The organism is Blautia schinkii (genome assembly GCF_013304825.1).
GTDB lineage: Bacteria > Bacillota > Clostridia > Lachnospirales > Lachnospiraceae > Blautia_A > Blautia_A schinkii_B.
On the sequence record NZ_JAAWUO010000011.1, the window covers coordinates 88426 to 115221 of the forward strand.

Consider the following 26796-nt stretch of genomic DNA (forward strand, 5'->3'; position numbering starts at 1 on the left):
TGAATGGAAATGAAATTCAGTGATAAATTCAAGAAAAATAAAGGTGAGGCAGCAATAAATGAAGCTGCACAGGAAGAATCTGAAAAGAAAAAACATAAACCAGATCCGAAAAAACTGGTAGGAACCATCAGTAAAAAACATATCAAAAACGGCTCCTACAGCATGGCAATGGCAGCGATCTTTATTGTGATCGTAGTTGTGATCAATATGATCGTAGGTGCGATCCCATCCAAATATTCACAGATTGATGTAAGCTCATCCAAGCTTTACACTATTGGCGATGAAACAAAAAAAGTGCTGAAGGCACTGGATAAAGATGTTACTATCTACCAGATTGCACAGAGCGGTTCTGAGGATGACACCATTTCAAATCTTCTGAAACGATATAAAGATGAATCTAAACATATCAAAGTTGAAGTAAAAGATCCGGTTGTAAATCCGAAATTTGCTTCGGAATATACAACAGATGATCTTGCAGCAAACAGTCTGATCGTAGTTTGCGGAGACCGGAACAAGGTTATCAGCTATAATGACATGTATTCTACTTCTGTAGATTACAATACCTGGCAGCAGACAACAACAGGTTTTGACGGTGAAGGACAGATTACAAGTGCCATCGGATATGTAACTTCCGAGGATCTTCCGATCATGTACACCTTATCCGGACACGGTGAGAAAGATCTGGATTCCAGCTTCAAGGAAGACATCCAGAAAGCCAACATTGATATCAAAGAGCTGAATCTTCTCACAGAAGGAAAAGTACCGGATGATGCAGACTGCCTGATGATCGTATCCCCGACAAGTGATATTTCCGAAGAGGAAAAAACAGAGATCCTGGATTATCTGGAAGCTGGTGGAAAGGCAATGATCTTCTCTGACTACACACAGGATGATCTGCCGAATTTTGATGCTGTTCTTGCCAGCTATGGCGTTAAACGTGCAGAAGGAATCGTATTTGAGGGTGACAGCCAGCATTACGGAATGCAGATGCCATATTATCTGGTACCGACTGTAAACAGCACAGATGCAAGCTCTGAGACAGCTTCAGCAGGATCTTATGTACTTGCACCGTATGCACAGGGAATCCAGAAAACAGACGATGTAAGAGATACAGTAACTATTGACAGTATCCTGACAACTTCTGACCAGGCTTACGCTAAGACTAACATGCAGAGCAGTCAGATTGAAAAAGAGGACGATGATGTTAATGGACCGTTTGATCTTGGCGTAGCTATCACTGAAAAACTGGATGATGACAAAGAAACACAGATCGTTTATTATTCCACAGCAAACCTGATGGAAAGCCAGGTAAATCAGATGGTATCCGGTGGAAATGAGAAACTTCTTCTGGAGTCTTTAAGCTGGATGACCAGCACAGATGAAAGCAGCTCTGTTTCTATTTCATCCAAGAGTCTGCAGTCTACAAGCCTGACAGTTACTGATTATGATGCGGCATTCTGGAAGATCTGCACCATTGGTCTGATTCCTGGCGTATTCCTTGTTGCAGGATTCCTGATCTGGCTCAGAAGGAGAAAAGCATAATGAAAAAATCGACAAAACTTGTTTCGGCAGTTGTTGTTCTTGCAGTTCTTGGAGGTGTTTACGTAGGATTAAACACCTACGTGACAAAAGAAGAGAGCACAGAGAGCAGCAGTGAAGAGGGAAGCAAAACAGAAGTGTATTCTGCGAAAACGGATGATATCAAATCCCTGGAATTTATCATAGACAAGAAGGATACGGTCTTTGAGAAAAAAGATGACTCCTGGGTAAAAAAAGATGAGACTGCTTTCCCTGTAAATCAGACAACGCTTGATTCCGCAGCCTCCGCTCTGGAAAAGGTGGAGGCAGACAGAGTTCTTGAAAACGTGGATGACCTCACGGAATATGGATTGGATTCTCCGTCCAATTCCGTGACTGTTACAACAGATGACGGAACAACGAAATTCAACATCGGAGATGAAAATACTTCTACGAATCAGTATTACATTGCAAAGGATGATGAAGACAGTACCGTTTATGTGGTAAGTTCAAGTGCAGTAACGCCGTTTATGAATTCTCTTTATGACTATGCACAGGGAGAAGATTTCCCAACCATTGATTCTTCTACAGTGAAGAAAGTACAGGTCAGTCAGGATGAAGATTCTTATATCCTTGAGGAAAATTCTGATGGAGCTACCTGGGATGTTTCTACAGATGGCAGCGATAAAGAAACAGCAGATACAACTGCAGCCGGAAATGTAACATCCGGACTTGGAAGCCTGGCATATGATCAGTTTACAGACTACAATGCCAAAGATCTTTCCAAGTATGGCCTCGATAAGCCGTATGCGACCATTACAGTGGATTATCAGGAAGAGGCGGAGAATGACAGCAGTGATGAGTCTGAAAGCGATTCTGAGGCGTCTGAGAGCGTTACAGAGGACAATACAGATTCCGCTGAAGATAATTCCGGTGACAGCATTGACAGTACAGCATCTGATGATAGCAGTTCCGGTGATAGTTCTGAAAGTGAAGATGCTGCGGACAGTTCAGATACTGGAGACTCCACTGAGACAACAACAGTAGATAAACAGCTTGTGATCTGCGTAGGTGACAATGCAGATGATGGCAGCATGTATGTAACAATAGATAACAAACAGGTTTACACAATGTCTACCGACACATTAAGTGCAATAATTGACAAAAAAGCTTCCGACCTCTGGTCACTGATTGTAAATTATCAGTCAGTAAAAACTATGGATCAGCTCCAGGTTACTTACGCAGGTGATACACACACTGTAAATGTTTCACGTGAAACATCAACAGACGATGATGGAAATGAAACAGAGACAACAACCTATAAGCTTGATGGAAATGAGGTTGACAGCACAACATTTACAACTTTCTACAACAAGCTTGTAAACATGGCGGGTCAGAAACGTTTGACTGAAAGCTATACACCGGCTGCAGACGCAGAAATGAAGGTTGTTTTCACAGATACAGATAACAACCAGACAACCGTTACCTTCTACTCATATGACACAAACTATTATGCAGCTGTCGTTGACAACAAAGTATTCCTTGTAAATAAAATGACAGTAAAAGAAATGTTCACAGCATACGAAACTCTGGTAAACGGTAACGCGGAAGCAACGGAAACACCAACCACAACTGCTGAGGCAGAATAAAAGAAATAATAAAAAAGCATTACCGATGGAAACGATAATACGTACTGTTGGTAGTGCTTTTTTATGGATAAAAACCTGTACAGTGGCTTTCACCACCATACAGGTTTTGTTATATCTAACAGAAGGTTCGGGGGAGCTTCTGTCAGTTACATGTTATTAAGCAAGACCTCTTTCTTCAAGCCAGTCGAAAAGAACAACTTTGTTTTCTTTCTTTCTCTTGGCCATGTGATTGAACTGGAGGATTGTCAGGATCGTGAAGATCACAAACAGTACAGCCAGAACAACAACGGAAGTGGTAATGCTTCTGCCACCGCTGATCGTTGCACGGAATGCATCAACAGTGTAAGTGAATGGCAGGTATGCGTGGATCTTGGAAACAAATTCCGGAGAAATCTCAACCGGATAAGTTCCGGCAGAACCAGCAAGCTGAACTACCATGAATACCAGCATCAGGAAACTTCCTACCTTGCCAAATGTAATGTTGAAGAAGTACATCATAGATGTAAATGTCATTGCTGCCAGGCAGGCGAAGAGAATTGTATTTCCCATCTCAGCCGGCGTAAATCCGTTAAACTGATGTAACAGAAGGATCAGACAAATTGCCTGAAGGATTGCAACCGGATAAAGTACGGAGGCTTTGCTTGCCCACCATGCAAAACCAGATTTCAGCTTACCTTTATACTGAGCCAGAGGATACATCAGGCAGAATGCCAGAGCACCAACCCAAAGACCTACAGACATCATATAAGGAGCCATTGCGTGTCCGTTGTTCGGAACATCAGTAAGTTTTGTTTCATCGCTTACAACCGGAGTTGCAAACATCTTAATTGTGTCAGAGCTTGCAGTATTGTCTTTTACTGTCTGAGCTCCATCACTAAGACTTGTTGATAATGTTTCAGAACCATCCTGAAGTTCTTTCATGCCGTTTCCAAGTTTCTTGGAACCATCATAGAGCTGTGAAGAACCGCTCTGGATCTGAGAAGCACCATCTGCCAGTTTCTTGGCACCATCGTTCAGAGTGGTGTTGTTGCTTACAAGCTTTTCTGTACCACTGAGAAGAGTAGAGGTACCGTTTGCTAATGTCTTAGTTCCGTTTGCAAGAGTAGTAGCACCACTCGCAAGAGATTTAGCTCCGGAAGAGAGCTGGCTGGTACCACTTGTAAGAGCGGAGCTGTTTGATGCAAGTTTTGCAACACCATCAGTGTATGTTGTGATTCCTGCTGTCAGTGAGCTGGAACCGTTTGCTAATGCCTTAGTACCATTTGCAAGAGTAGTAGCACCACTTGCAAGAGATTTAGCTCCAGAAGAGAGCTGGCTGGTACCGCTTGTAAGAGCGGAGCTGTTTGCAGCAAGTGTTGCAATACCGTCGGTATATGTTTTGATTCCGTCTGTCAGTGTTTCAGTACCTTCTGCCAGCTGGCTTGCACCAGATTTAACCTGCGGAAGTGCACCGGAGATCTGTTTACCGGCTGTTTTCAGGCTCTTAGCACCTGAAGTAAGTTTCTCATCGTTAGCAGTTAATGTATCAAATCCTGCATTCAGTGCCTTGATTCCGGCCGCTGCCTGCGGGAAAGAAGCTGTATTTGTTTCCAGAGTCTGCAGACCGGCAGAAACCTGTTTTGTTCCGTTGTTTACTGCTTTAGCACCTTCATAAAGCTGATTTACACCAGTAGAAAGCTGTGTGAGCAGATCAGAAGGAACATCTGGAATCTGGCTTGCACCTGCGTTCATTTTTTCAGCACCTGCGTTCATCGCGGTTGCACCATCTGTCATGGACTTAGCACCGGCGGAAAGTGTATCAGCACCTGCATTCAGGTTCTTAGCACCTTCAGTCAGACCAGTAGAAATTTGTCTAAGACCAGCGGAAATTTTGTTCAGTCCATCAGTTGCTGCAGTAATTTCGGAAACTTTGCTGTTAAGTGTGGTCTGTGTATCAGAAAGACTCTGATTTACACCAGCTGCAACCTGTGAAACCTGATCAGAATAACTGCTCATGTATGTACCATCTACAGCAGTCATTCCACCGGCAGCACCGTTCAGTGTGTTGATAACATCATTCAGGCTTTCTGCAGAAATTGTTCCATCTTCAGATGCGCTCTGCTGAATAGCCTGAAGAGCAGCTGCGGCATTGGTCATAGTGCTCTGTGCTGTAGCGATCTTTGTGTTGGCATCTGTAAGTCTTTCACCAGTAGTTTCACCGTATCCGGAAAGAATCGTACTGATCTGCTGGCTTACAGTTGAGAACTGATCGCCGACCTGCTGTACAGCAGCAGGAAGCTCAGTGGAAAGACCATTGCTTACCTGAGTCATGATACCGGCAGCCTGATCAATGTAATTGCTTGCGCCAGGTGTATCTGCAGTGCCGGAGATGGTTGTGGCCGCTTTGTTGATACCTTCAGCTGCACTGTTGATACCGGCTGCGGCATTTGTCATTCCGGTAGCTGCACTTGTCATTCCGTCAGAAGCGTCTGTCATACCTTTTTTGGCTGTTGAAAGACCAGCAGCCAGTTTCTTGATAGATTCTTCTGTAGTGCTGTCTTTTAAAGAAGAAACTGTATTGTTCAGTGTTTTCAGTCCATCCTCAAGCTGCTGAGTTCCATCTACAAGAGAAGTGGATTTATCAGAGCCGTTTGTAACTGCCTGATTCAGCTGGGAAATACCGTTGGAAACATCTCCAAGTTTCCCCAGTCCGGAGAGCTGTTTTGCGCCAGCTGCTAACTGCTCAGCACCTTTTACATAAGCTGCTGTTCCATCAGCAAGAGAGTCGGCACCACTTACATACTGGGTCGCTCCGTCGGAAAGATTATTAATACCTTCACTTAATGCCTTAGCACCGGATTCCAGACTGCTTGCACCGGATTTCAGTGTATCAGAGTTCTCATTGAGCTGATCCACACCTGCAGTATACTGCTGGATACCTTTGTCCAGAGTATCAATACCGGATGTTAGCTCCGGAACTTTTGAAGTGAGAGTGGAAACGCCGTTGTTAAGCTGTTTAGCACCGGATTCCAGGCTGCCTGCACCGGATTTCAGTGTATCAGAGTTCTCATTAAGCTGATCCACGCCTGCGGTATATTGCTGAACGCCTTCATCCAGAGAATTGATGCCAGATGTCAGCTCCGGAACTTTTGCAGTAAGAGTAGAAACACCACTGTCAAGCTGTTTAGCACCGTCATCAAGAGATTTGGCACCGTCATTTACCTGCGCAACACCATCGGTATATGTCTTAAGACCTTCGGTGAGGCTTTCAGCACCACTTACAAAAGTAAGAGTACTGGAGGAAAGTTTCTTCAGGTTTTTGGTGATTGTTTTGTTTCCGTCAGCGGCTGAATCAAGTCCATCTTTGATCTTTCCGGATCCGTCAGCAGCTTCCTGCATTCCGTCTCCGGCTTCTGTAATAGAATCAAAAACGGTTTCAGTATAGGTTTCAGTAACCTGAGCTGCGATGCTATCGCGAAGTTTCAGGATTGCTGTTTCACTGAGCTTGGAAGCAATATAGTTGGTTCCGGGGTTGGTCTGATAGGCTAATTCCATCTGCTTTGGATTTTTGTCCATTACAGTAGCTGCATTTGCGGAAAAATCCTTAGGAATGGTGATAACCATGTAATAGGTTCCATTTGCCAGTCCATCCTCTGCTGTCTTGCTGTCTACAATGTTGAATGCCATTGAGTCGTTGTCTTTCAGCTCATCCGCCATATCCTTACCTATACTTAGCGTCTTGCCATTGTATTCAACTGGTTTGTCTTCGTTTACCACGGCCACCGGCAGGTTATCCACGCTTCCGTAAGGATCCCACATGGATTTCAGAAACAGGCCTGCATAGATGATCGGGATAACGATAATGGCGATTACTACGACAAGCATAAGCTTATTACGAAGTAAGCTCTTCCATTCGTTCTTGATCATAATACCTATCCCTTTCTTTATTAAGTTTTATATATAAAGATTAGTTGACTAATCAAACCTTGTTCCAGTAATGGGTGTGGAATCTATTAATCATTTTAGATTTGCTTAATAGCTTTTAAATCCATTATCAAACAAAGTGTTGATTTTCTTTACGTGATGTATTATACTAAACACATACCACAGATACAACCATTAAATATTTGCAGTATGTACATTAATAGACAAGAAATGTGAGAAATGTCTATGAAATGTAAACTGTATTATAAATAAAAAAAGGGTTTTGATTTTATTTTTAAGTGCAGATGACAAGGAAGATAATCAGGCAGAGGAAGTGTTAATCTGCTTGTTTCTGCCTGTTAGAAACTATTTTATGTCATGTGAGAATTCTTTGTAATATTTTTTATATTCTGATGGCATAAATCATTTTAATGATTGGGGGAAATTGAAATGGCGGAAAAAGTTGATAGAAGAGTACGAAAAACTAAGGCACAGCTTCGTGCAGGTCTGGCTCGGTTAATGCAGAAAAAGAGTATTAAAGAAATCACGGTGAAAGAACTGGTAGAGGAGGTTGATATCAACCGCTCAACATTTTATCTTCATTATACCGATATTTATCAGATGCTGGAATCTATAGAGGGAGAACTGATGGATGAGGTTTCACATTTAGTTGATGATTATCCATTAGATCCTATTAATAATAAAGAGAGTTCTTACCCGTTTATCGAGCAGATTTTTACGATCCTGGATAATAATAAGGATATTTGTATTGCATTGCTTGGAAAAAATGGTGATATGGCGTTTGTTAGTAGAATTGAGAAGTTAATCGCTGAAACAGTGCTGCATCGTCTGTCCAGCAGAATGCCTAAGGATAACAGAGATATTGAGTATGCCTATGCCTTCTGTCTTAATGGATGCGTAGGAATGATTAAAACCTGGTTGTCCTCTGATAACCAGGAGTCCACACAGCATATGGCAGAACTGACACATAAATTGATCGATAACACTACGCATATGTATTTGGAACAGGCACTGAAATGAATTACGAATACCTGTTGGATGAAATGTTTCACGTGAAACAAAGAATGATAGAGTTTGTCTCAAAGTATTTTATATTTCATAGCTGAGATATAAATATAAAGATATCAAGACAGAACAGAAGAATATGTAAGCTAGGAAAAGCAGACATTCAATGCAAAAAAAATGAGTGTCTGCTTTTTTAAATAAATGAAGTTTTAATAAAGTCTAGCAAGAATTCTCTCCTGCTTCTTCAGGTAGTGAGATGAATTGCGAATCTGAGCATATCTGCTCAAGATAATTTCTGCATTTGCTAAGTAGTTCTATACTGAATTGAATAACTGATTTACAGCTTATCAGGAGGAGTACAGGAAAGCGAAAGTCCTCACTCGCTGCTTATTATTTTGGTGATTGAGACAGTGGGTGGGGACTTCCTGAATTTTGTTAAAAGAGCTATGTTTTACATGAAAATGGATACTTGCTCTAGGAAAAGTTCCGGATTTTCAAGGTGAGGAAGGTGCTTTGCTTCGGGAATTGCTGCAACTTCGATAGAAGAATTCAATTTCTGATATTCTTCGGATATCAGAGCATAACAGCTTTCTTTTTCACCGGAAACAATATAGATGCAGGCATCAGAGGAAGCAACTGCATTGTTAATACTGATATTAAGGTATTTTCCAATATAGCTGGAATACAGATATTTGGCACTGGAACCACCCTTGTGAGCTGCTTCGTAATAAGTATCTACAAGAGTATCTGTCACGTGGAACGGATTATAAAACATTTTCTCCATAAATAAACTGCTGATAGATTCTCGTGCGGATACCATATGATAGATCAGTGTTCCGAAAATTGGAAGTTCAATAATATGTTTAAATAACTTGTTATCTTCGCAAGGGGCCTGTTTTAGTGAACTGAGACTTGGTGGATTTACAAGCATGATCTTGCGGAAGTAATCGGAATTATTTCGGTATGCCATAATTGCAAAAGAACCGGAAAAGCCACTGGCAATTATATCAGTTTCTTCTTTAATAACATTCTTGGCAAAATCACAGAGCAGCTGCGCAAATACAAAATTGGTATAAGTAATATCTGGCTTTTCAGAACGTCCGCAGCCTAAGAGGTCAATAGTATAAACAGTATGCTCTGTTGCCAGCTGTTTTTCTACAGCGTTCCATTCATAACCAGATGCACCTGGCATAATATCATGAATAAGGAGAAGTGGGGAGCCCTGTCCTTGTTTGGTGTAATGAATTCTTCCAAAACGCCATTCATATGTCTTGCTGTGTAGCTGTTCCAGCATATCTTTAAGCTGGGATGTGGCATCTATGAAACGGTTGGCAATATGAATAACTCCTGCAGCTGTGCCTAATAAAGCAGCAAGGGTGAGTAATCTGTGTCCATTTTTTTTCATTGAAAACCTCCTGAAATCGTAACAAAATTTCTGAATATTCTAGGCTTTATTATACGCTATTAGATTAAAATTTACAATGTTTTTGTAAGCGCGGAACAGCTATGAATAGTGGCTGTGTTACTGTGCGTCTCGAAGAGTGTTACTGAGAACGGAACAAACAGTAATGTGGTCTGGTATGAGGTACTTTTTTGAATCGAAGGTGGAGAAAAATGAGAATTAATCGATCCAGGGAGCTCATTACTATAATTGCAAATATAATAAGCAGTAGTGGAGGGATTTGCAAATCAAACACTATTTTATATGCTGTGTGTAAAAAGAGTATGGTACATTGTGATGTGCGTGTTACTGACTAATGAGAAAACAGTAATATGCTGGTTGAAAAAGCGAATAAACAGCGAATAAACAGATAGTTAACAGATATGTTTCACGTGAAACAAAGTTAAGCGGATAAAATCATCCGCAGTTGCTACACTGTTCTACACAGGATAACTGCTTCGTAGTTTATCGGGAGGAGCACAAGATTCTCCTGATACAAGCAAGTTGCTACTCATTGTTTATTTTTCGTAATTGAAGCAGTGACTTCTCTGATTCGGTAAAAATACAGTAACAGTTTGTATAAGGACAAGAACAGTTATTACATTTTTATGCTGTTGTGTCATTATATTTCACGTGAAACGTGGGAATATTACACAGGATTTCCAAGGATAATATTGATTAAGGATTTGTTTAACATGATGGTGCGATTCCATGGATTGATAATAACACCTTCAATAGATGGTTCCTGTAATGCAGTGAGAAAAATCTTGTCAATTTCGGCAGTAAAAGTAGACATGATCTTGTCACTACCTTTGAGCTCTTCGTCAAAGCTGGTGAATGCAGCCAACCATTGTTTACCATCGTTAGTCCGGATAGTCTGAAGATTGATCTTGCCATCACCTTTGGGAGGCTCTACAGCAATAATCAGTTGTTTATTTTCCTTCATACTGCGACGGATTATAGTAAGAACGTGAGCAAGCATTTCCTCAGTGGTTTCCTGCTGAAGTGCAGCAATAGCAGTTTCAATTTTTTCATTTCCCTGAAGAGATTCATTTGTAAGGTCTTTATTATTTGGATTCATGTATGAAAATTCCTTTCAAATTAAGTGTATAAGTTTAAGTGTGTTAGTTTAACTAAATCAGGAAAGTCCCCTGTGAGAGGCTAAAAGTAATAAACGGTGAGAGGAAGCTTGTCTGTATCAGGAAGAACTGTGTGACGAATACGGATAATTTTATCAGTTTAACACTGTATAAATTAATTATAGAAGTTATATGAATGATATAAGCTCTTCTATATGTTTTTATATGGTGCATATGTACATATTGTACTAAAACACTAGCGCGGCGGACAGATCTAAGCACGTGAAACGACGGATTTTTTCCTGAAATTCTATTTTTTCTTAAATAAAAGCAGCAGTTTATATATATGTTTTATTGTTGAATCATCAAAAGACAACCTAAAACAATACAAGAAAACTGCTATGCTTATGTTATCATGGATTTTTTAACTCAACAACCGCATATTTCAATTTTATATATTTTTTTATCGTTTTCCGTCTGCAAATGGTTTTAATTTCATTTTATAGCAATTCCAGGAATTAATGTATCGAAAGAAAGTTGGGAAGGCATAAAGTGCAAGAAAAATGACTACAGACAAACATATGTTTGCATAAAATATCTAACGCAGCGATTCATGTTCTACATAGCTGAATTTGATGTAGTAATTTCCTGAAACACTATAATATGTCATTCGATTTCGGGAGGTTCCATTATGGACGATTATTTAAAATAATAACGTGAGACGATCTTTTTCCGCGATCTTACTGACTATATTATTACGGATTATTCTGCTGATATTTTAGTTTCCATGAAAATGAACCAGGATGGAATGCCGCTTTATCTGCCGTACTTTCCGGCATGCATTTATTACTTATCATTACAAGGACGGAACGGATCAGATATGATTATTTTAAAAGTCTTTATGAGACATAAAAACATCAATTCCACTGCAATCTATGTTCACCTTTCTTGGGGGCTTTTTCTTCTATTTCAAGCTCCAACTTGAAAAGATAAGAGGGATTCTGGATGAATAACTGAATAACCGAAAGATCAGAAGCGTCCGAGAAAACTTCTATCAGGATTTACTGAACCGGACTCCTCTCCCTCTTTTGTACAGCAGAAAATTTCCCGGGCTATCCTGAATTGCAAATCCGGAAAGCTGGATATCATCAGAAACACCTTCAACTCGTTTCTGCTTATAACAATTTCGCCAGATGAAAAGAATACTTACCCCATGTACATCCCGGATATCAGTCCATGGCTTGGTGTTAAATCAAGAAATGTAAGCAGCCAAATGTTGTTTGCAGCATAGTGGATAACTATTAGCTGGAAACCCCTGAAAGTTTTTTATCATTCAAGATTCGAATTATTTGCGAAATAACTGTGTTGACACAGAAAAATCTGTAATCCGCGTAAGCAGATGGCAGGGCTCGCAGAAAATCATTGACCTGTAGGTAAGGAGCAATCTCAATCCACGTAGTAGAGAGGATAAAGTAGAGGGCTAATATGTCTGAAGACATTTCATGTGGGTTAGGTGAAAACTAATAAGTTTGTAGTGATTTTTTCTAAATTTGCCTTGTGACAAGAGTTATTACATATCAGTTATTCGGTTATGAGCAAGTGATAAGTGTGGAAGATTTTATCTGCCTGACAAAGTACAATATATAGTACTTTTGTTAAAATGTATATCAGATCAAACATAAATAAGCGCGAAATAAGGATTACGAATACATGAGTGAACATGACGAAAGAGAAAATACATAAGTTTGAAAACAATAAAATAAATTAATCAAAAAAATATAAAGTACTATTTATAGTACTGAATATAAGAAAAGTACAATATATAGTACTTTTATAGAAAAAAGACAAAATGGCTTAAATACAATGATGTGCACATGCACGCAAAGCAAAATGCGCGAAACACCGGAATATAACACATATCAATGCAAAACGGCGGGTAAATACGCATTTGTGAGGAAAACATGTGAAAAACGGGTCTGAAAATACACACAACAGGATTCTGATTTCGCTCCAAATAGTTTAAAACAGTCTCTGAGAATATAAATATACGCTGAAACGGATAGTTTTATGCCAAACTAAAACATTACGCAGCGCTTTTTATATGTTTTGCATACGCTGGAATAGCTGATTTTGCGCCAAGAGATGACTTTTTTACAGAGAAAACAGTGATTTGCGTATTGTGATCAGCTTAGCTGAAGAAAAGCCGACTATCGAACATGGTGAAAAGGCCTGATTATATAAAATAATCCCTGGAATGGGATGGAATATGCCTTTTAAACACAAATTACGAGGTGATTACATCAGGGAGTCTGTAAGAAAACAGAATACAGGAATATGTTTTGCTAGAACTTAAGCATATATATCTAATCTAATATTACAAAATGAAACCGGGACAGAGAGAAGGGGAGTTCACTGTAAATTGAAAAAGAATGATATACACATAAAAATGGTTGTAAAATAAGAAAAAACAGCACGATATAGTTTCGAAATATTATATATATTTACAAAAAACGTCAATCCTCTCACTTTTCGATATAACCTAAAAAATGAGAGTTTCCATTTACTATATCTACTGTTTTTGCCGTATTATAAGGAATCTGACAAATTTTTATAGAAAAATAATCTTTACGGAATATGTTTTCCATTGTTTATTGCTTTTCGCAATTGCAGTAGGGGATTTTCCTGATTTGGCTAAGAATAGAGAGAATGTTATGAATAGCTGTTAAGGAATATTTATAGCACTTCCAGAAATTACTGCATCTACTGCCGCAAGTTCAGCTGCGTAGATCATAAATTGCTGCGTTAGATATTTTCTATGTCCGTTTGTATGTCTGAGAATATTTTTCTTGCACTTCATGGCCTGTCTAACTTCTTTTCGAGGCATTAATCAAAAAATGCTATAGCACGTTAATTTGAAAAACTAAATGTTTTTACTGAATACGAATAATTTTATCCATTTGCTTCCAATTAATAAATCCTTTGTAGGGGAGTAAAAAGTACTAAGCAATACCTGACGTTTAAGCTTTCTGAACTTTGGGTATACTACACAATAAATAAAATAATTCAAAACCCATTTTCTATTGTTTCACGTGAAACATTATGTGGCGGTTTAAAAATAAAAGTGTTATAATGGTATCCAATGAGTAAAAATCCCTTAAAAAACAACAAAAGGAGGGGTAAAATGGGACGAATCATTGCAGTTGCCAATCAGAAAGGCGGGGTTGGAAAATCAACAACGGCAATCAATCTCTCGGCCTGTCTTGCTGAGAAAGGGAAAAAGGTTCTTGCGATTGACATAGATCCGCAGGGAAACACAACAAGTGGACTTGGCGCAGACAAGAATGCAGTGGAAAATACCCTTTACGAGCTGCTGCTTGGAGAAGCGGAGACCAAAGATACCATTATAAAAAACGTAGTAGATAATGTAGATCTGATACCATCGAATATGAATCTTTCCGGTGCAGAAATCGAACTGGTAGATCTTGAAGATAAAGAGTACATTTTGAAAAAGATCACAGACAAACTTCGCAGGAAATATGATTACATAATCATGGATTGTCCGCCCTCACTGAGCATGCTGACGATCAATGCTCTGACAGCAGCAACATCCGTACTGGTTCCGATTCAGTGTGAATATTATGCACTGGAAGGTTTGTCACAGCTGATACATACAATCGAACTGGTAAGAGACCGATTGAATAAACGGTTGAAGATCGAAGGTGTAGTCTTTACCATGTATGATGCCAGAACAAATCTGTCACTTCAGGTCGTAGAGAATGTAAAAGAAAACCTGGATCAGAATATATACAAAACGATCATTCCGAGAAATGTTCGTCTTGCAGAAGCACCTAGTTATGGAAAACCTATTAATCTGTATGACTCAAGATCAACAGGAGCTGAGAGCTATCGTCTCCTGGCAGAAGAAGTTATTAACAGGGAGGGTGAATAATGGCTGCAAGAAGAACAGGAGGTCTTGGTAAAGGTCTGGATGCACTGATTCCTAATAAAGTCGGTGGAGCGGCAAATGAAACATCAAAAAAGACAAGATCTGCAGTAAAAAAAGACAAAACGGTATCGGAGAAGAAACCGGCTGCAGAACGTCTTGTGAAAATTTCCAGTGTAGAACCGAATCTGAAACAGCCACGAAGACATTTTGATGAGGATGCTTTGCTGGAACTTTCTGAATCGATCAAACAGTATGGAGTACTTCAGCCACTGCTTGTATCAGATAAGAAAGATTACTTTGAGATCATAGCAGGTGAACGTCGCTGGAGAGCTGCCAAGATGGCAGGACTTAAAGAAGTTCCTGTTGTGGTAAAAGAGTTCACGGAGCAGGAAATTGTAGAAATCTCTTTGATTGAGAATATTCAGCGGGAAGATCTGAACCCCATAGAGGAAGCAATGGCTTATAAGCGTCTGATGGAAGAGTTTCACCTGAAACAGGATGAAATTGCAGAGCGTGTAGCCAAAAGCAGAACGGCAGTTACCAACTCCATGAGACTTCTGAAACTTACAGTTAAAGTTCAGGAAATGGTCATTGCAGATATGATCTCAGCGGGGCATGCCAGAGCACTGCTTGGTATTTCGGATGAAAGTCTTCAGGAAAATACAGCTATGAAGGTTTTTGACGAAAAACTCAGTGTCCGTGAGACAGAAAAACTTGTAAAAAACCTGGTTTCTCCTGCGAAAAAAGCAAAAACAGAGAGAAATACAGCGGAAGATGCCATCTATGAAAGCCTGGAAGAAAAAATGAAAGGTATTATGGGAACAAAGGTATCTATTCAGCGGAAGAAAAACAATAAAGGAAAAATCGAAATTGAATATTATTCCAGAGATGAACTGGAGAGGATCATTGATCTGTTCGAGTCTATTAAATAGGAGGCAGAATGAGCGGGATTTTTGAAAGCATAGGAATTGATTCAGGGATTGTGATCATTATTTTGCTGATCCTCACCATTATTCTTCTGATCAATGTGGTGAGTAGCAATATGCGTCTGAGCCGTCTGGAACGGAAGTACAAGCTGTTTATGAGAGGCGGAGATGCACAGTCGCTGGAAAAAGTTTTTGTAAGAAAATTTGCACAGATCGACCGGCTGTATGAGGCAAAGGAAGATCATGATCATGACATCAGCTTTATTAAAAAAAATCTGAATGTAATGTTCAGTAAATACGGTATTGAGAAGTATGATGCTTTTGATGATGTAGGAGGAAAACTCAGTTTTGCGCTGGCTCTTCTTGATAAGAACAACACAGGACTGATCCTGAATGCGGTTCACAGCCGTGACAACTGTTTCCTTTATTTAAAGGAAATCGTAAAGGGAGAATCTTACGTTGTACTTAGTCAGGAAGAAGTTGAGGCACTGAGAAAGGCAGTAAACTTCGGACTTGGCGAGATCGAGAAGGAATAATTAAATTTATAAAAATAAGAATATTTTTAATACAGGAGGAATATCATGTTAGACATTAAGTTTGTGAGAGAGAATCCGGAGGTTGTAAAACAGAACATCCGCAATAAGTTCCAGGACAGTAAACTGGAGCTGGTTGACAAGGTTCTCGAACTTGATAAAGAGAACAGAGAAATCAAACAGGAGGTTGAGGCTCTCCGTGCAGAGAGAAACAAGATCTCCAAACAGATCGGTGCTCTTATGGGTCAGGGAAAAAGAGAAGAGGCTGAAGAGGTTAAGAAACAGGTTGCTGCATCCGGAACCCGCATCGAGGAGCTTTCCCAGAGAGAAAAAGAGGTTGAGGAAGAGCTTCTGAAGGATATGATGGTTATCCCGAACATCATTGATCCTTCTGTACCGATCGGTAAAGATGACAGTCAGAACGTAGAGATCGAGAAATTCGGTGAGCCGGTTGTTCCGGATTTCGAAGTTCCGTATCACACAGATATCATGGAGAACTTTGACGGAATCGATCTTGACAGCGCAAGACGTGTTGCAGGTAATGGATTCTATTATCTGATGGGAGACATTGCACGTCTTCATTCAGCAGTAATTTCCTACGCAAGAGATTTCATGATCAACCGTGGATTTACTTACTGCGTACCGCCTTTCATGATCAGAAGCAACGTTGTTACAGGCGTTATGAGCTTTGCTGAGATGGACGCTATGATGTACAAGATCGAGGGTGAGGATCTTTACCTGATCGGTACAAGTGAGCATTCCATGATTGGAAAATTCATCGATCAGATCATTCCGGAGGAGGAGCTTCCGAAAACACTTACAAGCTATTCTCCATGCTTCCGTAAAGAGAAGGGAGCTCACGGACTTGAGGAGAGAGGTGTTTATCGTATCCATCAGTTCGAGAAACAGGAGATGATCGTTGTCTGCAAGCCGGAGGAGAGCAAAATGTGGTTTGACAAACTGTGGCAGAACACAGTAGACCTGTTCCGTTCTCTTGACATTCCGGTTCGTACACTCGAGTGCTGCTCCGGTGATCTTGCTGATCTTAAAGTAAAATCTCTCGATGTTGAGGCATGGTCTCCACGTCAGAAGAAATACTTTGAGGTAGGAAGCTGCTCTAATCTTGGTGATGCACAGGCTCGTCGTCTTAAGATTCGTGTAAACGGCAAAGATGGTAAAAAATATCTTGCACATACATTAAACAATACAGTAGTAGCACCTCCGAGAATGCTTATTGCTTTCCTGGAGAATAACCTGAATGCAGACGGTTCTGTAAGCATTCCGAAAGCTCTGCAGCCATACATGGGCGGTATGACCAAGATTGAGAAAAAGACACGCGCGTAAGAAAGATGCAGGCTTTTTCAGGGAGGTGTTCTTGTGCACAGTTATTTAAAGGCAGTTGGCTTTTCACAGATTACCAGAAGAAGTGAAATAAAAGAGATCATCCGTGATGTGATCGCGAACTATGACGAGAAAGTTTGTGTGGAGAATCATCCGGAAGGGATATTTGTACAGTTTTCAAAGAATTACGGCTGCGACTGTGGAATCAGCGTTTGCGGGCAGTATGACGAGAACGGTGAGTTTCACGTGGAATATTATTTCCCGTTTTTCAGGGGAACAGGGATCACATCCAGGGAAAAAGTTACTGTTGAACGTCATGCTGAGAAGGAATCCTATGCAGGTGCATGCGACGATCTGCGAATTGGTGTGACAATGATCTTTTATCTGCAGAATCCGGCAGAATATATGCAGGGGAAATGCAGGGGGATGGATTCCGGAGACAGACCAGTTACTGTTTCAGGGCTGGCGTCAGAAGGAAAGATCCTTTTTCCGCTTCAGAAGGATAAGGAAGCTGTAAAGGTAGAGCGCGAGCTTGCAAAAAACAGAACCAATCTGATTGCAGCAGCACGTAATGGCGATGAGGAGGCTATGGAGAGCCTTACAATGGAGGATATGGATACTTATTCTATGATCTCCCAGAGAATCGTTACAGACGATGTTCTAACGATTGTAGACTCCTATTTCATGCCATATGGAATCGAATGTGATCAGTATAATGTACTTGGTGAGATTCTTGATATTATGAAATTTAAGAATATCCTGACAGGTGAAGAAATCTGCCAGATGACTATTGAAAGCAATGATATGCAGTTTGATGTCTGCATTAACAGCAAAGATCTCCTCGGTGAGCCTGTAGTTGGCCGCCGCTTCAAAGGAACGATCTGGCTGCAGGGACAGCTGCACTATTAAAAACGAAACTGTTTGAGATAATGATTCCGTAAAGTACTGGGATTTTTGGGCATCGTAACAGCAGTTCAATGTCTTAGAATTAATTCTTGTAATTTCAAAACAAATATAGTAAAATAATGGTTGTGAAACTTCTCGATATGTTCGAGTGTGTTTCACAACCATATATGTTTATATAGCTCAGTTGGATAGAGTATTCGCCTCCTAAGAGAAAGCCGAGGCATTCCCCAAAGGGAAAAAATGAAAAACAACTTTCAGTTCGAATCTATTCTGAAAAATGCTAATGGTGACAACAAAGCATTCACCAAATTGGGGAACGTTCTAATGTTACCAAATCAAAAAAATCTGTGGATTGACAACTCGAAAAAGAGTTGATAATCTTATATATGGCCGAAGGAAAAAATCCCAGAAACCCAGTAAAATCAAGGGTTTTCGGCATGTGTCGTCATAGCTCAGCTGGATAGAGCACTCGCCTCCTAAGCGAGGGGTCGGAGGTTCAAATCCTCTTGGCGACGGGCTTCAAAGCGTTCGAAAATGTTAGCTGGATTAGCTGACAACGAACGCTTTTGTTATTTTCAAATCACGTTCGTGACACAAAATTCCATTCAAAATGATCCATTTCCAGCTAACGCAATCTGATTTTTGTTAGCTGACAGCTAATCAAAATTACCGGTTTGCAAGCATGGGTTTTAGGAAGTCCAGCTAACATTTGGGTTCCGCTCCGTTGTCACCCCTTATTCGGGGATGTAAATCAGAGAAAAGGCGGGAAAAGAAACAATCTCTCCCAAATCTGCAAACATAAATTAGCTGAAACAGTATTCGATTCTATTAGCTACAGCTAATGGTCAAATAGCAATGTCTGTTTGGAACTTTACTATCTATAAAAGTTCCAGGCAGGCATTTTTTAGTATCCTGAATCCTGGAGGAAAGGAGTCAAGATGACTGAGCCAAACAGACAATCAGGAGAACCATGATATGCCAGGACTGGTAAGATAGGAGGTGCACATGTTTATTTTAAAACTTGCTGGGAAGATATTATTACTGCCGGTATGGCTGATCCTTTTTGTGATCGGCCTGGCAGTAAAGATGACAGTACAGACTTATGCGGTTGTCAGAGGAATCCTTGGATTTATATTCACTTTGTTGATTATAGCAACTGCATACTGTTACCATGACTGGGTACAGGTTGCATTCCTGTTTGCGCTGAGTGTTATTCTGTATCTGATCCTGTTTGCAGGAGTGTTCGTAGATACTGTACTGGACATGACAAGAGAATGTATTATTGATTTTATTATATCGTGAGGAGGATATGAAAATGAGCGAAAACAATGATTATATTCAGCTACCACCACTTAAAAAAGACACACCAGCCGATGTGGTAGCATTTATGTGGGAATACATGAAAGTACCGGAGGATTCAAGAGAAAAAGTTAAGAATCTGCTTAAAGATGCAAATGAAAATGGAGTAAAAATAAGTCATCAGGCACCAACACTGTATGATGTTGTTCCGAAAGAAGAAATTGCTGAATTTGAAGAGCTTATGCGCCAAACCATAGCTGACATTGTATCAGAAGCCAGTAGCGTTGCCTGTTGGGTGTATGTGCAGAAATATGTGAAGCACAAAACCCTAAACGAAATGCTGCAAGAATTGCCAGACGTAAGTCAATTCATCCTAGCTATGGATACCTGGTTTGAAAAACTGATGGAGAAATAATCTAGGAAAATAGTTTAAAGTTTACATGTTATGATCATGTATGAAGTTGGAACAAAATAAAAGAATTGTGCTATAATATTGTTCAAGAAAAAACTCATTGACATATTTCAATCTATTTAGGAGGATAAACGATCATGTGTACAGCAGCAACTTATAAAACAAAAGATTTTTACTTTGGACGAACCCTTGATTATGAATTCTCTTATGGTGATCAGATAGTAATTACACCACGTAATTATGCGTTTAATTTTCGCCATGTTGGCGATATGAAAAATCATTATGCAATTATTGGAATGGCTCATGTTGCAGAAGATTATCCTTTGTATTATGATGCTATGAATGAAAAAGGAGTGGCAATGGCAGGACTGAATTTTGTCGGAAATGCTGTTTATGCCGCGATTAAGCCAGATGTGGAAAATATTGCACAGTTTGAATTTATTCCGTGGATTTTAAGTCAGTGTTCTTCTTTAGTTGAAGTTCGCGAGCTTCTTGAACGAATTAATATTGTTAATACTCCTTTCAGCGAGCAATTACCATTAGCACAATTACACTGGATCATTTCTGATGAGAATGAGTCAATTACGGTAGAATCTATGTCAGATGGTTTGCATATTTATGACAATCCAGTAGGAGTGCTTACGAATAATCCGCCATTTCCACAGCAGATGTTTCAACTAAATAATTATATGTATTTATCTCCTAAACAGCCCAGAAATACTTTCTGCGAAAATTTGGCTCTTGATGCATATAGTAGAGGTATGGGAGGATTAGGTCTTCCGGGAGATATCTCATCTTCCTCTCGCTTTGTACGTGTAGCTTTTACAAAGGTAAATGCAATTTCAGGTGAATCAGAGGAAGAAAGCGTTAGCCAATTCTTCCACATTCTCGGATCTGTGGATCAGCAACGAGGATGTTGCGAAGTAGCGGATGGAAAATATGAAATCACATTGTATACGTCGTGTTGTAATGTTACAAAAGGTATTTATTATTACAATACTTATGAAAACCATCAGATCAGTGCAGTAGATATGCATGTAGAAAATCTGGATAGTGATAAAATGATTTGTTATCCAGTAATTCAAGGAGAACGAATCAACTATCAAAATAAATAATGTTTTGAAATCAGGGATGAGGTAGAAAGGAAAGTTTCATGACAAAAGATGAAGTAAAAAAACTCAGGATGGCTAGTCCGGAATCACTACAGTTTTTAAATAATGCTACAAAATTTTATAATTTAATGATGATGTATCGTTGTGCTATTCGGGAGATACAAACTAAACTTGAGGTTTTGGATGATGAATTTTCAGTTGAGAACAATCGAAATCCTATTTCTTTTATAAAAACAAGAATTAAGCAGCCCAATAGTATTTACGATAAACTGCAGAAGATGGGATATGAATTTACAACAGAAAATATACAGACATATCTCAATGATGTAGCAGGCGTTCGAATAGTTTGTGCGTTTATTGACGATATTTATATGATATCAGATTTGATTACCCAACAGGATGATATTAAAGTTATTGAAATAAAAGATTATATAAAAAATCCAAAATCGAATGGTTATCGAAGCTATCATATGATTGTTGAAATACCAGTATTTTTTGCTAAGGGTAAAACACCTATGCGTGTAGAATTACAGATTCGAACCAATGGTATGGATTTCTGGGCAACATTGGAACATCAACTTCGCTATAAAAAAGGAATTGAAGAAATGCCTGGCTATGATGAGATAAGTGAAGAATTACTTCATTCTGCAAGAGCTATCATTGAAGCAGATAATGAAATGCAGAGAATAAAAGACAAAATTGGTATGTTCCACGAAATTTAGGGAGAAAACTGAGCAAATAGGAAGGTGGAATATATATGAAACAAGATACTTTAGAGGGCAAAGCAAAAACAAAAAATGGGGTAAAACGGCTGTGTTTTTCCATAATCTGCATTCTTCTAGAAGTGATTTTTATTATTACTATCGTAACACGCTTGAATGAATATGCAGAAATCATAAATTTATTTACAAGGATTTTGAGTGGGATCTTGGTTTTGGGATTGTACGCATCAAATAAGACATCCTCTATGAAAATGCCTTGGGTCATCTTAATTCTAATTTTCCCAATTATGGGTGTAGGCCTGTATTTGTTGATTGGTTTGAATGGTGGCACACATAAAATGCGTGAGCGATATGCAGAAATTGATAGCAAATTGTTACCAATGCTTCCGGACAGTCAGGAGTGTTTGAGCAGAATAAAAGAAACAATTCCGAAAGCAGGAAATATAGCAAGTTACATACAAAGAAATTCGCAGTATCCAATCTATCAGAATACGGATATTGTGTATTTTGATGAAGCAGTGAAAGGATTAGAGGCACAGCTTAAGGATTTGGAGAAAGCACAGAAGTTTATCTTTATGGAATATCATGCGATAGAAGACGCTGAAGCATGGCATAAGATTCAAGATGTTCTGGAAGAGCGAGTAAAAGCAGGTGTGGAAGTTAGAGTATTCTACGATGATATGGGTTCTATAGGCTTTATTAACACAGATTTTGTGAAAAAGATGGAGGCAATAGGAATTCATTGCCGTGTATTCAATCCGTTTATGCCAGGTTTAAATCTGTTTTTGAACAATCGTGATCATAGAAAAATAACAGTTATTGATGGAAAAGTCGGATTTACAGGTGGATATAATCTAGCAAACGAATATTTTAATTACACACACCCGTATGGACAGTGGAAAGATACAGGTATTCGTTTAGAAGGAGATGCTGTTCAGTCGCTTACGGTGACATTTTTGGAAATGTGGAATGCAGTAAGTGATAAGGATGCTAATGATTCTGATTTTAGTAAATACCTTTTCCACTATGATTATGCGGCACAGCAAACTGGGTTTGTTCAACCTTATGCAGACAGCCCTATGGATAATGAGCAAGTAGGAGAAGAAGTTTATATCAGTATGATAAATAAAGCTGAAAAATACTGTTGGTTTATGACTCCATATCTAATCATAACAGATGAAATGACGCATGCGTTATGTCTGGCTGCTAAGCGAGGGGTAGACGTAAGAATTATCACACCTGGTATCCCTGATAAAAAATTTATTTATAATATAACTCGTTCTTTTTATCATGGATTAGTTAAACATGGTGTTCGTGTTTATGAGTGGACTCCTGGTTTCTGTCATGCAAAAATGAGTGTAGCAGATGACTGTATGGCAACTTGTGGAACAATTAATCTGGATTATCGAAGTTTATATCACCATTTTGAAAACGGCTGTTTTATGGCAGATTGTCAGGCAGTTGTGGAAATAAAAAATGATCTGATAAGAACGATGGGAGAATGTCGTGATGTGACAGACCAATATCAAACCGGACGAAGTGCATATTTGCGACTGGGACAATTATTTATGAGATTATTTGCTGGATTGCTATAAGAATCTGATGAAACGACCTTTCAAAAAACAGTTGATTTAGAAGTTAACTGTTTTTGAAAGGCCGTTTTTGCTATATCTAACAGTCTGTTGTACAAAGAAGATTTTGCATGGATGAAAAAAACAAACCTTGTTGAGGTTAAATTGAGATTGACTTTGTATTGTATAAGTATGAAATAAAAAGGAATCAGGTGATGTACAATGAAAAAGCATAAAATATGTAAAATCCTTCTTGTTATACTGGCAATTTTTTTATGTGTGGCTTTTTATGAATTGCTCGGAATCTGCGTTGCATATAAAAAGCAGCCGGAAGTGTCCAATACAACCAAAAAAGAAACAAAAAATGAGTCATGGAACGAATGTAGTGAAAATACAGAACGGGCAGTAATCATAGAAAAGAATCCAGAAGCGCTTTTACAAAGAGTGCGTTTGATCAAGAATGCAAAAAAGGAAATTATTCTTTCTACTTTTGCATTTCAATCCGATGAAAGTGGAAAATTGATTTTAGGAGCACTGCATGATGCGGCAGACAGAGGGGTACATATTCGTCTGTTAGTAGATGGAATGGAGAGCTGGATTGATATGGAAGGAAATCCGTATTTCTATGGATTATCTTCCCATGAGAATGTTGAAATTAAACTGTATAATAAGGCCAATCCGTTGAAACCGTGGAAAATGATGGGTAGAATGCATGATAAATATTTGATTGCAGATGGAAAGAGATATATTCTTGGGGGAAGAAATACATACAATTATTTCCTGGGTGATTTTCCGGGACATAAGAACTATGACAGAGACGTGTTAGTGGTTTGCGATGAACCTGAGAAAGAAAATTCAGTTAACCAGTTGTCAGAGTATTTTGAAACCATATGGAATCAGGAAGACAGTGGTTATTTTCATAACAATAAAAAACTGGCAAATAGAAAATCTGTAAAGAACGCAGTTTTAGAGCTGCAGAACAGCTATCAGAAATATTTTGAAGAGAATAAGGAAAGAATCTGCGAGACCGATTATACGGACGAAACTTTTGAGACAGAAAAGATTACATTAGTGTCAAATCCTATTCACACAGGTTCCAAAGAACCAGTAGTGTGGTATCAGTTGGGAGAATTGATGAAAAATGCAAAAAATCGTGTGAAGATCCACACGCCATATATTATCTGTAATGATATGATGTATAATACATGGGAGGAGATTGCAGAGAACGTTTCAGATTTTTCTATCATGACAAATTCAGTTGCGAATAATGGGAATCCATTTGGGTCTGCCGATTATGCGAAAAACAGAAATAGAATCTTAAGTACAGGAATTAATATCTGGGAATATGAAGGCGGTTATTCATACCACGGAAAAAGTATTCTGATTGACGATGATCTGTCTGTAATCGGTTCCTTTAATATGGACATGAGAAGTGCATATCTGGATACGGAACTGATGCTTGTAATACGCAGTAAAGATATTAATAAACAGTTGGAAGAGGGCATGATGGAGTATGAAAAAGTGTCCCGCCAGATATTAGAAGGCGGAACTTATAATGATCCATATCATGTAGAGCCAATCGAATTAACAAAGAAACGTCAGAGAAAAATATTTTTGGTACAGCATCTGCTTGGATGGGCAAGGTATCTGTTTTAATAAGGAGGAAGGAAAACGTGTTTCAAATATTGATTGTAGAAGATGATAAAGAATTAAGCCAGCTATTCCAAAAAGTGCTTGAGAAGAATGGATATCAAGTCAAAAGTGCATCGGATGGAGCACTGGCATTAGAAATATTGGATAAAGAGTATATTGATCTGATCATTTCCGATATTATGATGCCGGTTATGGATGGTTATGAACTGGTGTCGGAACTCCGTTCAGCAGGATATCAGATACCGGTACTTATGATCACTGCGAAAGGTTCCTTTGATGATATGCGCCAGGGATTTCTTTCGGGAAGTGACGATTATATGGTAAAACCGGTAAATGTGAATGAAATGGTTTTAAGAGTCGGAGCACTGCTTCGCCGTGCACAGATACTGAATGAACACAAAATTGTGATCGGTTCAACAGAGTTTGATTATGATGCAATGACGGTTACAACTGATAAGGAAAGTCTTGTTTTGCCTAAAAAAGAATTCCTGCTTTTATATAAGCTTGCAGCTTCGCCAGGCAGAACATTTACAAAACAACAGTTGATGGATGAAGTATGGGGATACGAGACGGAGGCAGACCCACATACGATAGAGGTACATATAGGAAGAATCAGAGAGCGTTTTAAAGATAACCCTGATTTTGAAATCGTAACAATGCGTGGAATTGGATACAAGGTGGTGAAAAAATAATGGAACAAAAGAAAGAAAAAGGATTGCGGATCCGATCCTGTCTGACTGGTGCAATCTGGCTGGCACTTGTATTTTCAACAGTCATATCTGCTTTATTATTTGCTTTTTTGAATCATTTTTTTAATCTGCCGGGCAGCATACCTGTGCTTGGCTGGCTTTTGATTTTCAATACATTGATTGCAGGGCTGATCACTTCCTTTATCAATGCAAAGTTACTGGAACCAATTACCAGACTTAGTAAAGCAATGAAAGAAGTTTCTCAGGGAGATTTTGAACAGCATTTGGAAACGAACAGCCGTATAGCAGAAGTTGGAGAATCTTATCAAAGTTTTAACGTTATGACAAAAGAACTTCGTGCAACAGAGGTGCTGCAGATGGATTTTGTATCTAATGTTTCTCATGAGTTTAAGACCCCGATTAATGCCATTGAAGGATATACAATGCTGCTTCAGGGAGAAGAACTGTCTCCGGATCAAGAGGAATATGTAGAAAAAATCTTATTTAACACCCAAAGACTTTCTGGATTGGTTGGTAATATTTTGCTGTTATCCAAGTTAGAGAATCAGAATATACCAATGAAAAAAACAGAATATCGTCTGGATGAACAGATCCGCCAGGCATTTCTTTCATTGGAAACAAAATGGACAGAAAAAGAAATTGGTTTTCAGGTAGAATTGGAGAAAGTTAAATATACTGGGAATGAAGGACTTTTTATGCATATCTGGATAAATCTTTTGGATAATGCGATTAAGTTCAGCCCTTCAAAGGGGACAATTACGATGTTTCTGAAACAAGAACAGGATTCTGTTAAGTTCATTCTGGAAGATGAAGGACCAGGAATAGAGGATGATGTAAAATCCAGAATATTTGACAAGTTCTATCAGGTAGATGGATCTCATAAAGCAGAAGGAAATGGCCTAGGTCTTGCACTTGTAAAACGGATTGTAGATAGTGCCGGAGGGACAATCAAAGCAGAAAACCGTGAATATGGTGGATGCAGATTTGTTATAGAGCTGCCAAAGCAGAAAGATGAGATTATATAGTTTTAAGATAAATTAGAAGATGGG

Annotated in this window: 19 protein-coding genes and 1 tRNA gene; 17 read left to right on the forward strand and 3 right to left on the reverse strand. The window is 39.1% G+C overall.

From position 1 onward, the window contains the following. Positions 1-9: 9 nt before the first annotated feature. On the forward strand, positions 10-1542 hold the full coding sequence (locus HFM85_RS09835; RefSeq protein WP_173737997.1) for a GldG family protein: 1533 nt from the start codon (positions 10-12) through the stop codon (positions 1540-1542). Next, a complete protein-coding gene (locus HFM85_RS09840; RefSeq protein WP_173737996.1) occupies positions 1542-3167 on the forward strand; it encodes a DUF4340 domain-containing protein in 1626 nt (541 codons plus the stop codon). The genes HFM85_RS09835 and HFM85_RS09840 overlap by 1 nt, the downstream gene beginning before the upstream one ends. A gap of 156 nt (positions 3168-3323) precedes the next feature. Here HFM85_RS09840 and HFM85_RS09845 read toward each other — a convergent pair whose 3' ends face one another. Next, positions 3324-7073: a YhgE/Pip domain-containing protein gene (locus HFM85_RS09845; protein WP_173754662.1), complete on the reverse strand. Its 3750-nt coding sequence runs from the start codon at positions 7071-7073 to the stop codon at positions 3324-3326. Positions 7074-7520: 447 nt separating this feature from the next. On the opposite strand from HFM85_RS09845, the gene HFM85_RS09850 reads away from it, so the two are divergent. Continuing rightward, positions 7521-8111, forward strand: coding sequence for a TetR-like C-terminal domain-containing protein (locus HFM85_RS09850; protein WP_173737994.1), 591 nt, complete (start codon positions 7521-7523; stop codon positions 8109-8111). 436 nt (positions 8112-8547) lie between these two features. Here the strand turns inward: HFM85_RS09850 and HFM85_RS09855 are convergent, their stop codons facing one another. Both HFM85_RS09855 and HFM85_RS09860 read right to left on the reverse strand, forming a co-directional pair. After that, complete coding sequence (locus tag HFM85_RS09855) at positions 8548-9501, reverse strand: alpha/beta fold hydrolase (protein WP_173737993.1); 954 nt, start codon at positions 9499-9501, stop codon at positions 8548-8550. A 685-nt stretch (positions 9502-10186) separates the two neighbouring features. Next, positions 10187-10618 carry an SseB family protein gene (locus HFM85_RS09860; RefSeq protein ID WP_173737992.1) on the reverse strand — a complete coding sequence of 144 codons (432 nt, stop codon included), beginning with the start codon at positions 10616-10618 and terminating at the stop codon, positions 10187-10189. Positions 10619-13797: 3179 nt separating this feature from the next. Between HFM85_RS09860 and HFM85_RS09865 the strand changes: the two genes are divergently transcribed. From HFM85_RS09865 to HFM85_RS09930, 14 genes are all read left to right on the forward strand, one after another. Further along, a complete protein-coding gene (locus tag HFM85_RS09865; RefSeq protein WP_173737991.1) occupies positions 13798-14565 on the forward strand; it encodes a ParA family protein in 768 nt (255 codons plus the stop codon). Next, a complete protein-coding gene (locus HFM85_RS09870; protein WP_173737990.1) occupies positions 14565-15494 on the forward strand; it encodes a ParB/RepB/Spo0J family partition protein in 930 nt (309 codons plus the stop codon). Before HFM85_RS09865 ends, HFM85_RS09870 begins: the two co-directional genes overlap by 1 nt. An 8-nt stretch (positions 15495-15502) precedes the next feature. After that, complete coding sequence (locus tag HFM85_RS09875) at positions 15503-16024, forward strand: DUF4446 family protein (protein ID WP_119240210.1); 522 nt, start codon at positions 15503-15505, stop codon at positions 16022-16024. Between the two features lie 45 nt (positions 16025-16069). Continuing rightward, positions 16070-17365 carry a serine--tRNA ligase gene (gene serS, locus HFM85_RS09880; RefSeq protein ID WP_119240211.1) on the forward strand — a complete coding sequence of 432 codons (1296 nt, stop codon included), beginning with the start codon at positions 16070-16072 and terminating at the stop codon, positions 17363-17365. 33 nt (positions 17366-17398) lie between these two features. Then, complete coding sequence (locus tag HFM85_RS09885; protein ID WP_119240212.1) at positions 17399-18271, forward strand: DUF3881 family protein; 873 nt, start codon at positions 17399-17401, stop codon at positions 18269-18271. 438 nt (positions 18272-18709) lie between these two features. After that, positions 18710-18783 (forward strand) — tRNA-Arg (locus HFM85_RS09890). Between the two features lie 490 nt (positions 18784-19273). Next, entirely contained in the window at positions 19274-19570 is a 297-nt protein-coding gene (locus HFM85_RS09895) for a hypothetical protein (protein WP_119240213.1), read from the forward strand. Positions 19571-19577: 7 nt separating this feature from the next. Then, the gene (locus HFM85_RS09900) at positions 19578-19982 is read left to right on the forward strand and encodes a hypothetical protein (protein ID WP_173737989.1); all 405 of its coding nucleotides are present in this window, start codon (positions 19578-19580) and stop codon (positions 19980-19982) included. Between the two features lie 134 nt (positions 19983-20116). Continuing rightward, a complete protein-coding gene (gene bsh, locus HFM85_RS09905; protein ID WP_173737988.1) occupies positions 20117-21094 on the forward strand; it encodes a choloylglycine hydrolase in 978 nt (325 codons plus the stop codon). A 38-nt stretch (positions 21095-21132) separates the two neighbouring features. Then, on the forward strand, positions 21133-21813 hold the full coding sequence (locus HFM85_RS09910) for a GTP pyrophosphokinase (protein WP_117525961.1): 681 nt from the start codon (positions 21133-21135) through the stop codon (positions 21811-21813). 35 nt (positions 21814-21848) lie between these two features. Next, positions 21849-23408, forward strand: a complete 1560-nt coding sequence (gene cls / locus HFM85_RS09915; protein ID WP_014080824.1) for a cardiolipin synthase — start codon at positions 21849-21851, stop codon at positions 23406-23408. Positions 23409-23606: 198 nt separating this feature from the next. Next, a complete protein-coding gene (locus HFM85_RS09920; RefSeq protein ID WP_117944054.1) occupies positions 23607-25040 on the forward strand; it encodes a phospholipase D family protein in 1434 nt (477 codons plus the stop codon). Further along, positions 25019-25729, forward strand: a complete 711-nt coding sequence (locus HFM85_RS09925; protein ID WP_044024695.1) for a response regulator transcription factor — start codon at positions 25019-25021, stop codon at positions 25727-25729. The genes HFM85_RS09920 and HFM85_RS09925 overlap by 22 nt, the downstream gene beginning before the upstream one ends. Then, complete coding sequence (locus tag HFM85_RS09930; RefSeq protein ID WP_173737987.1) at positions 25729-26772, forward strand: HAMP domain-containing sensor histidine kinase; 1044 nt, start codon at positions 25729-25731, stop codon at positions 26770-26772. The genes HFM85_RS09925 and HFM85_RS09930 overlap by 1 nt, the downstream gene beginning before the upstream one ends. The last annotated feature ends 24 nt before the right edge of the window (positions 26773-26796 follow it).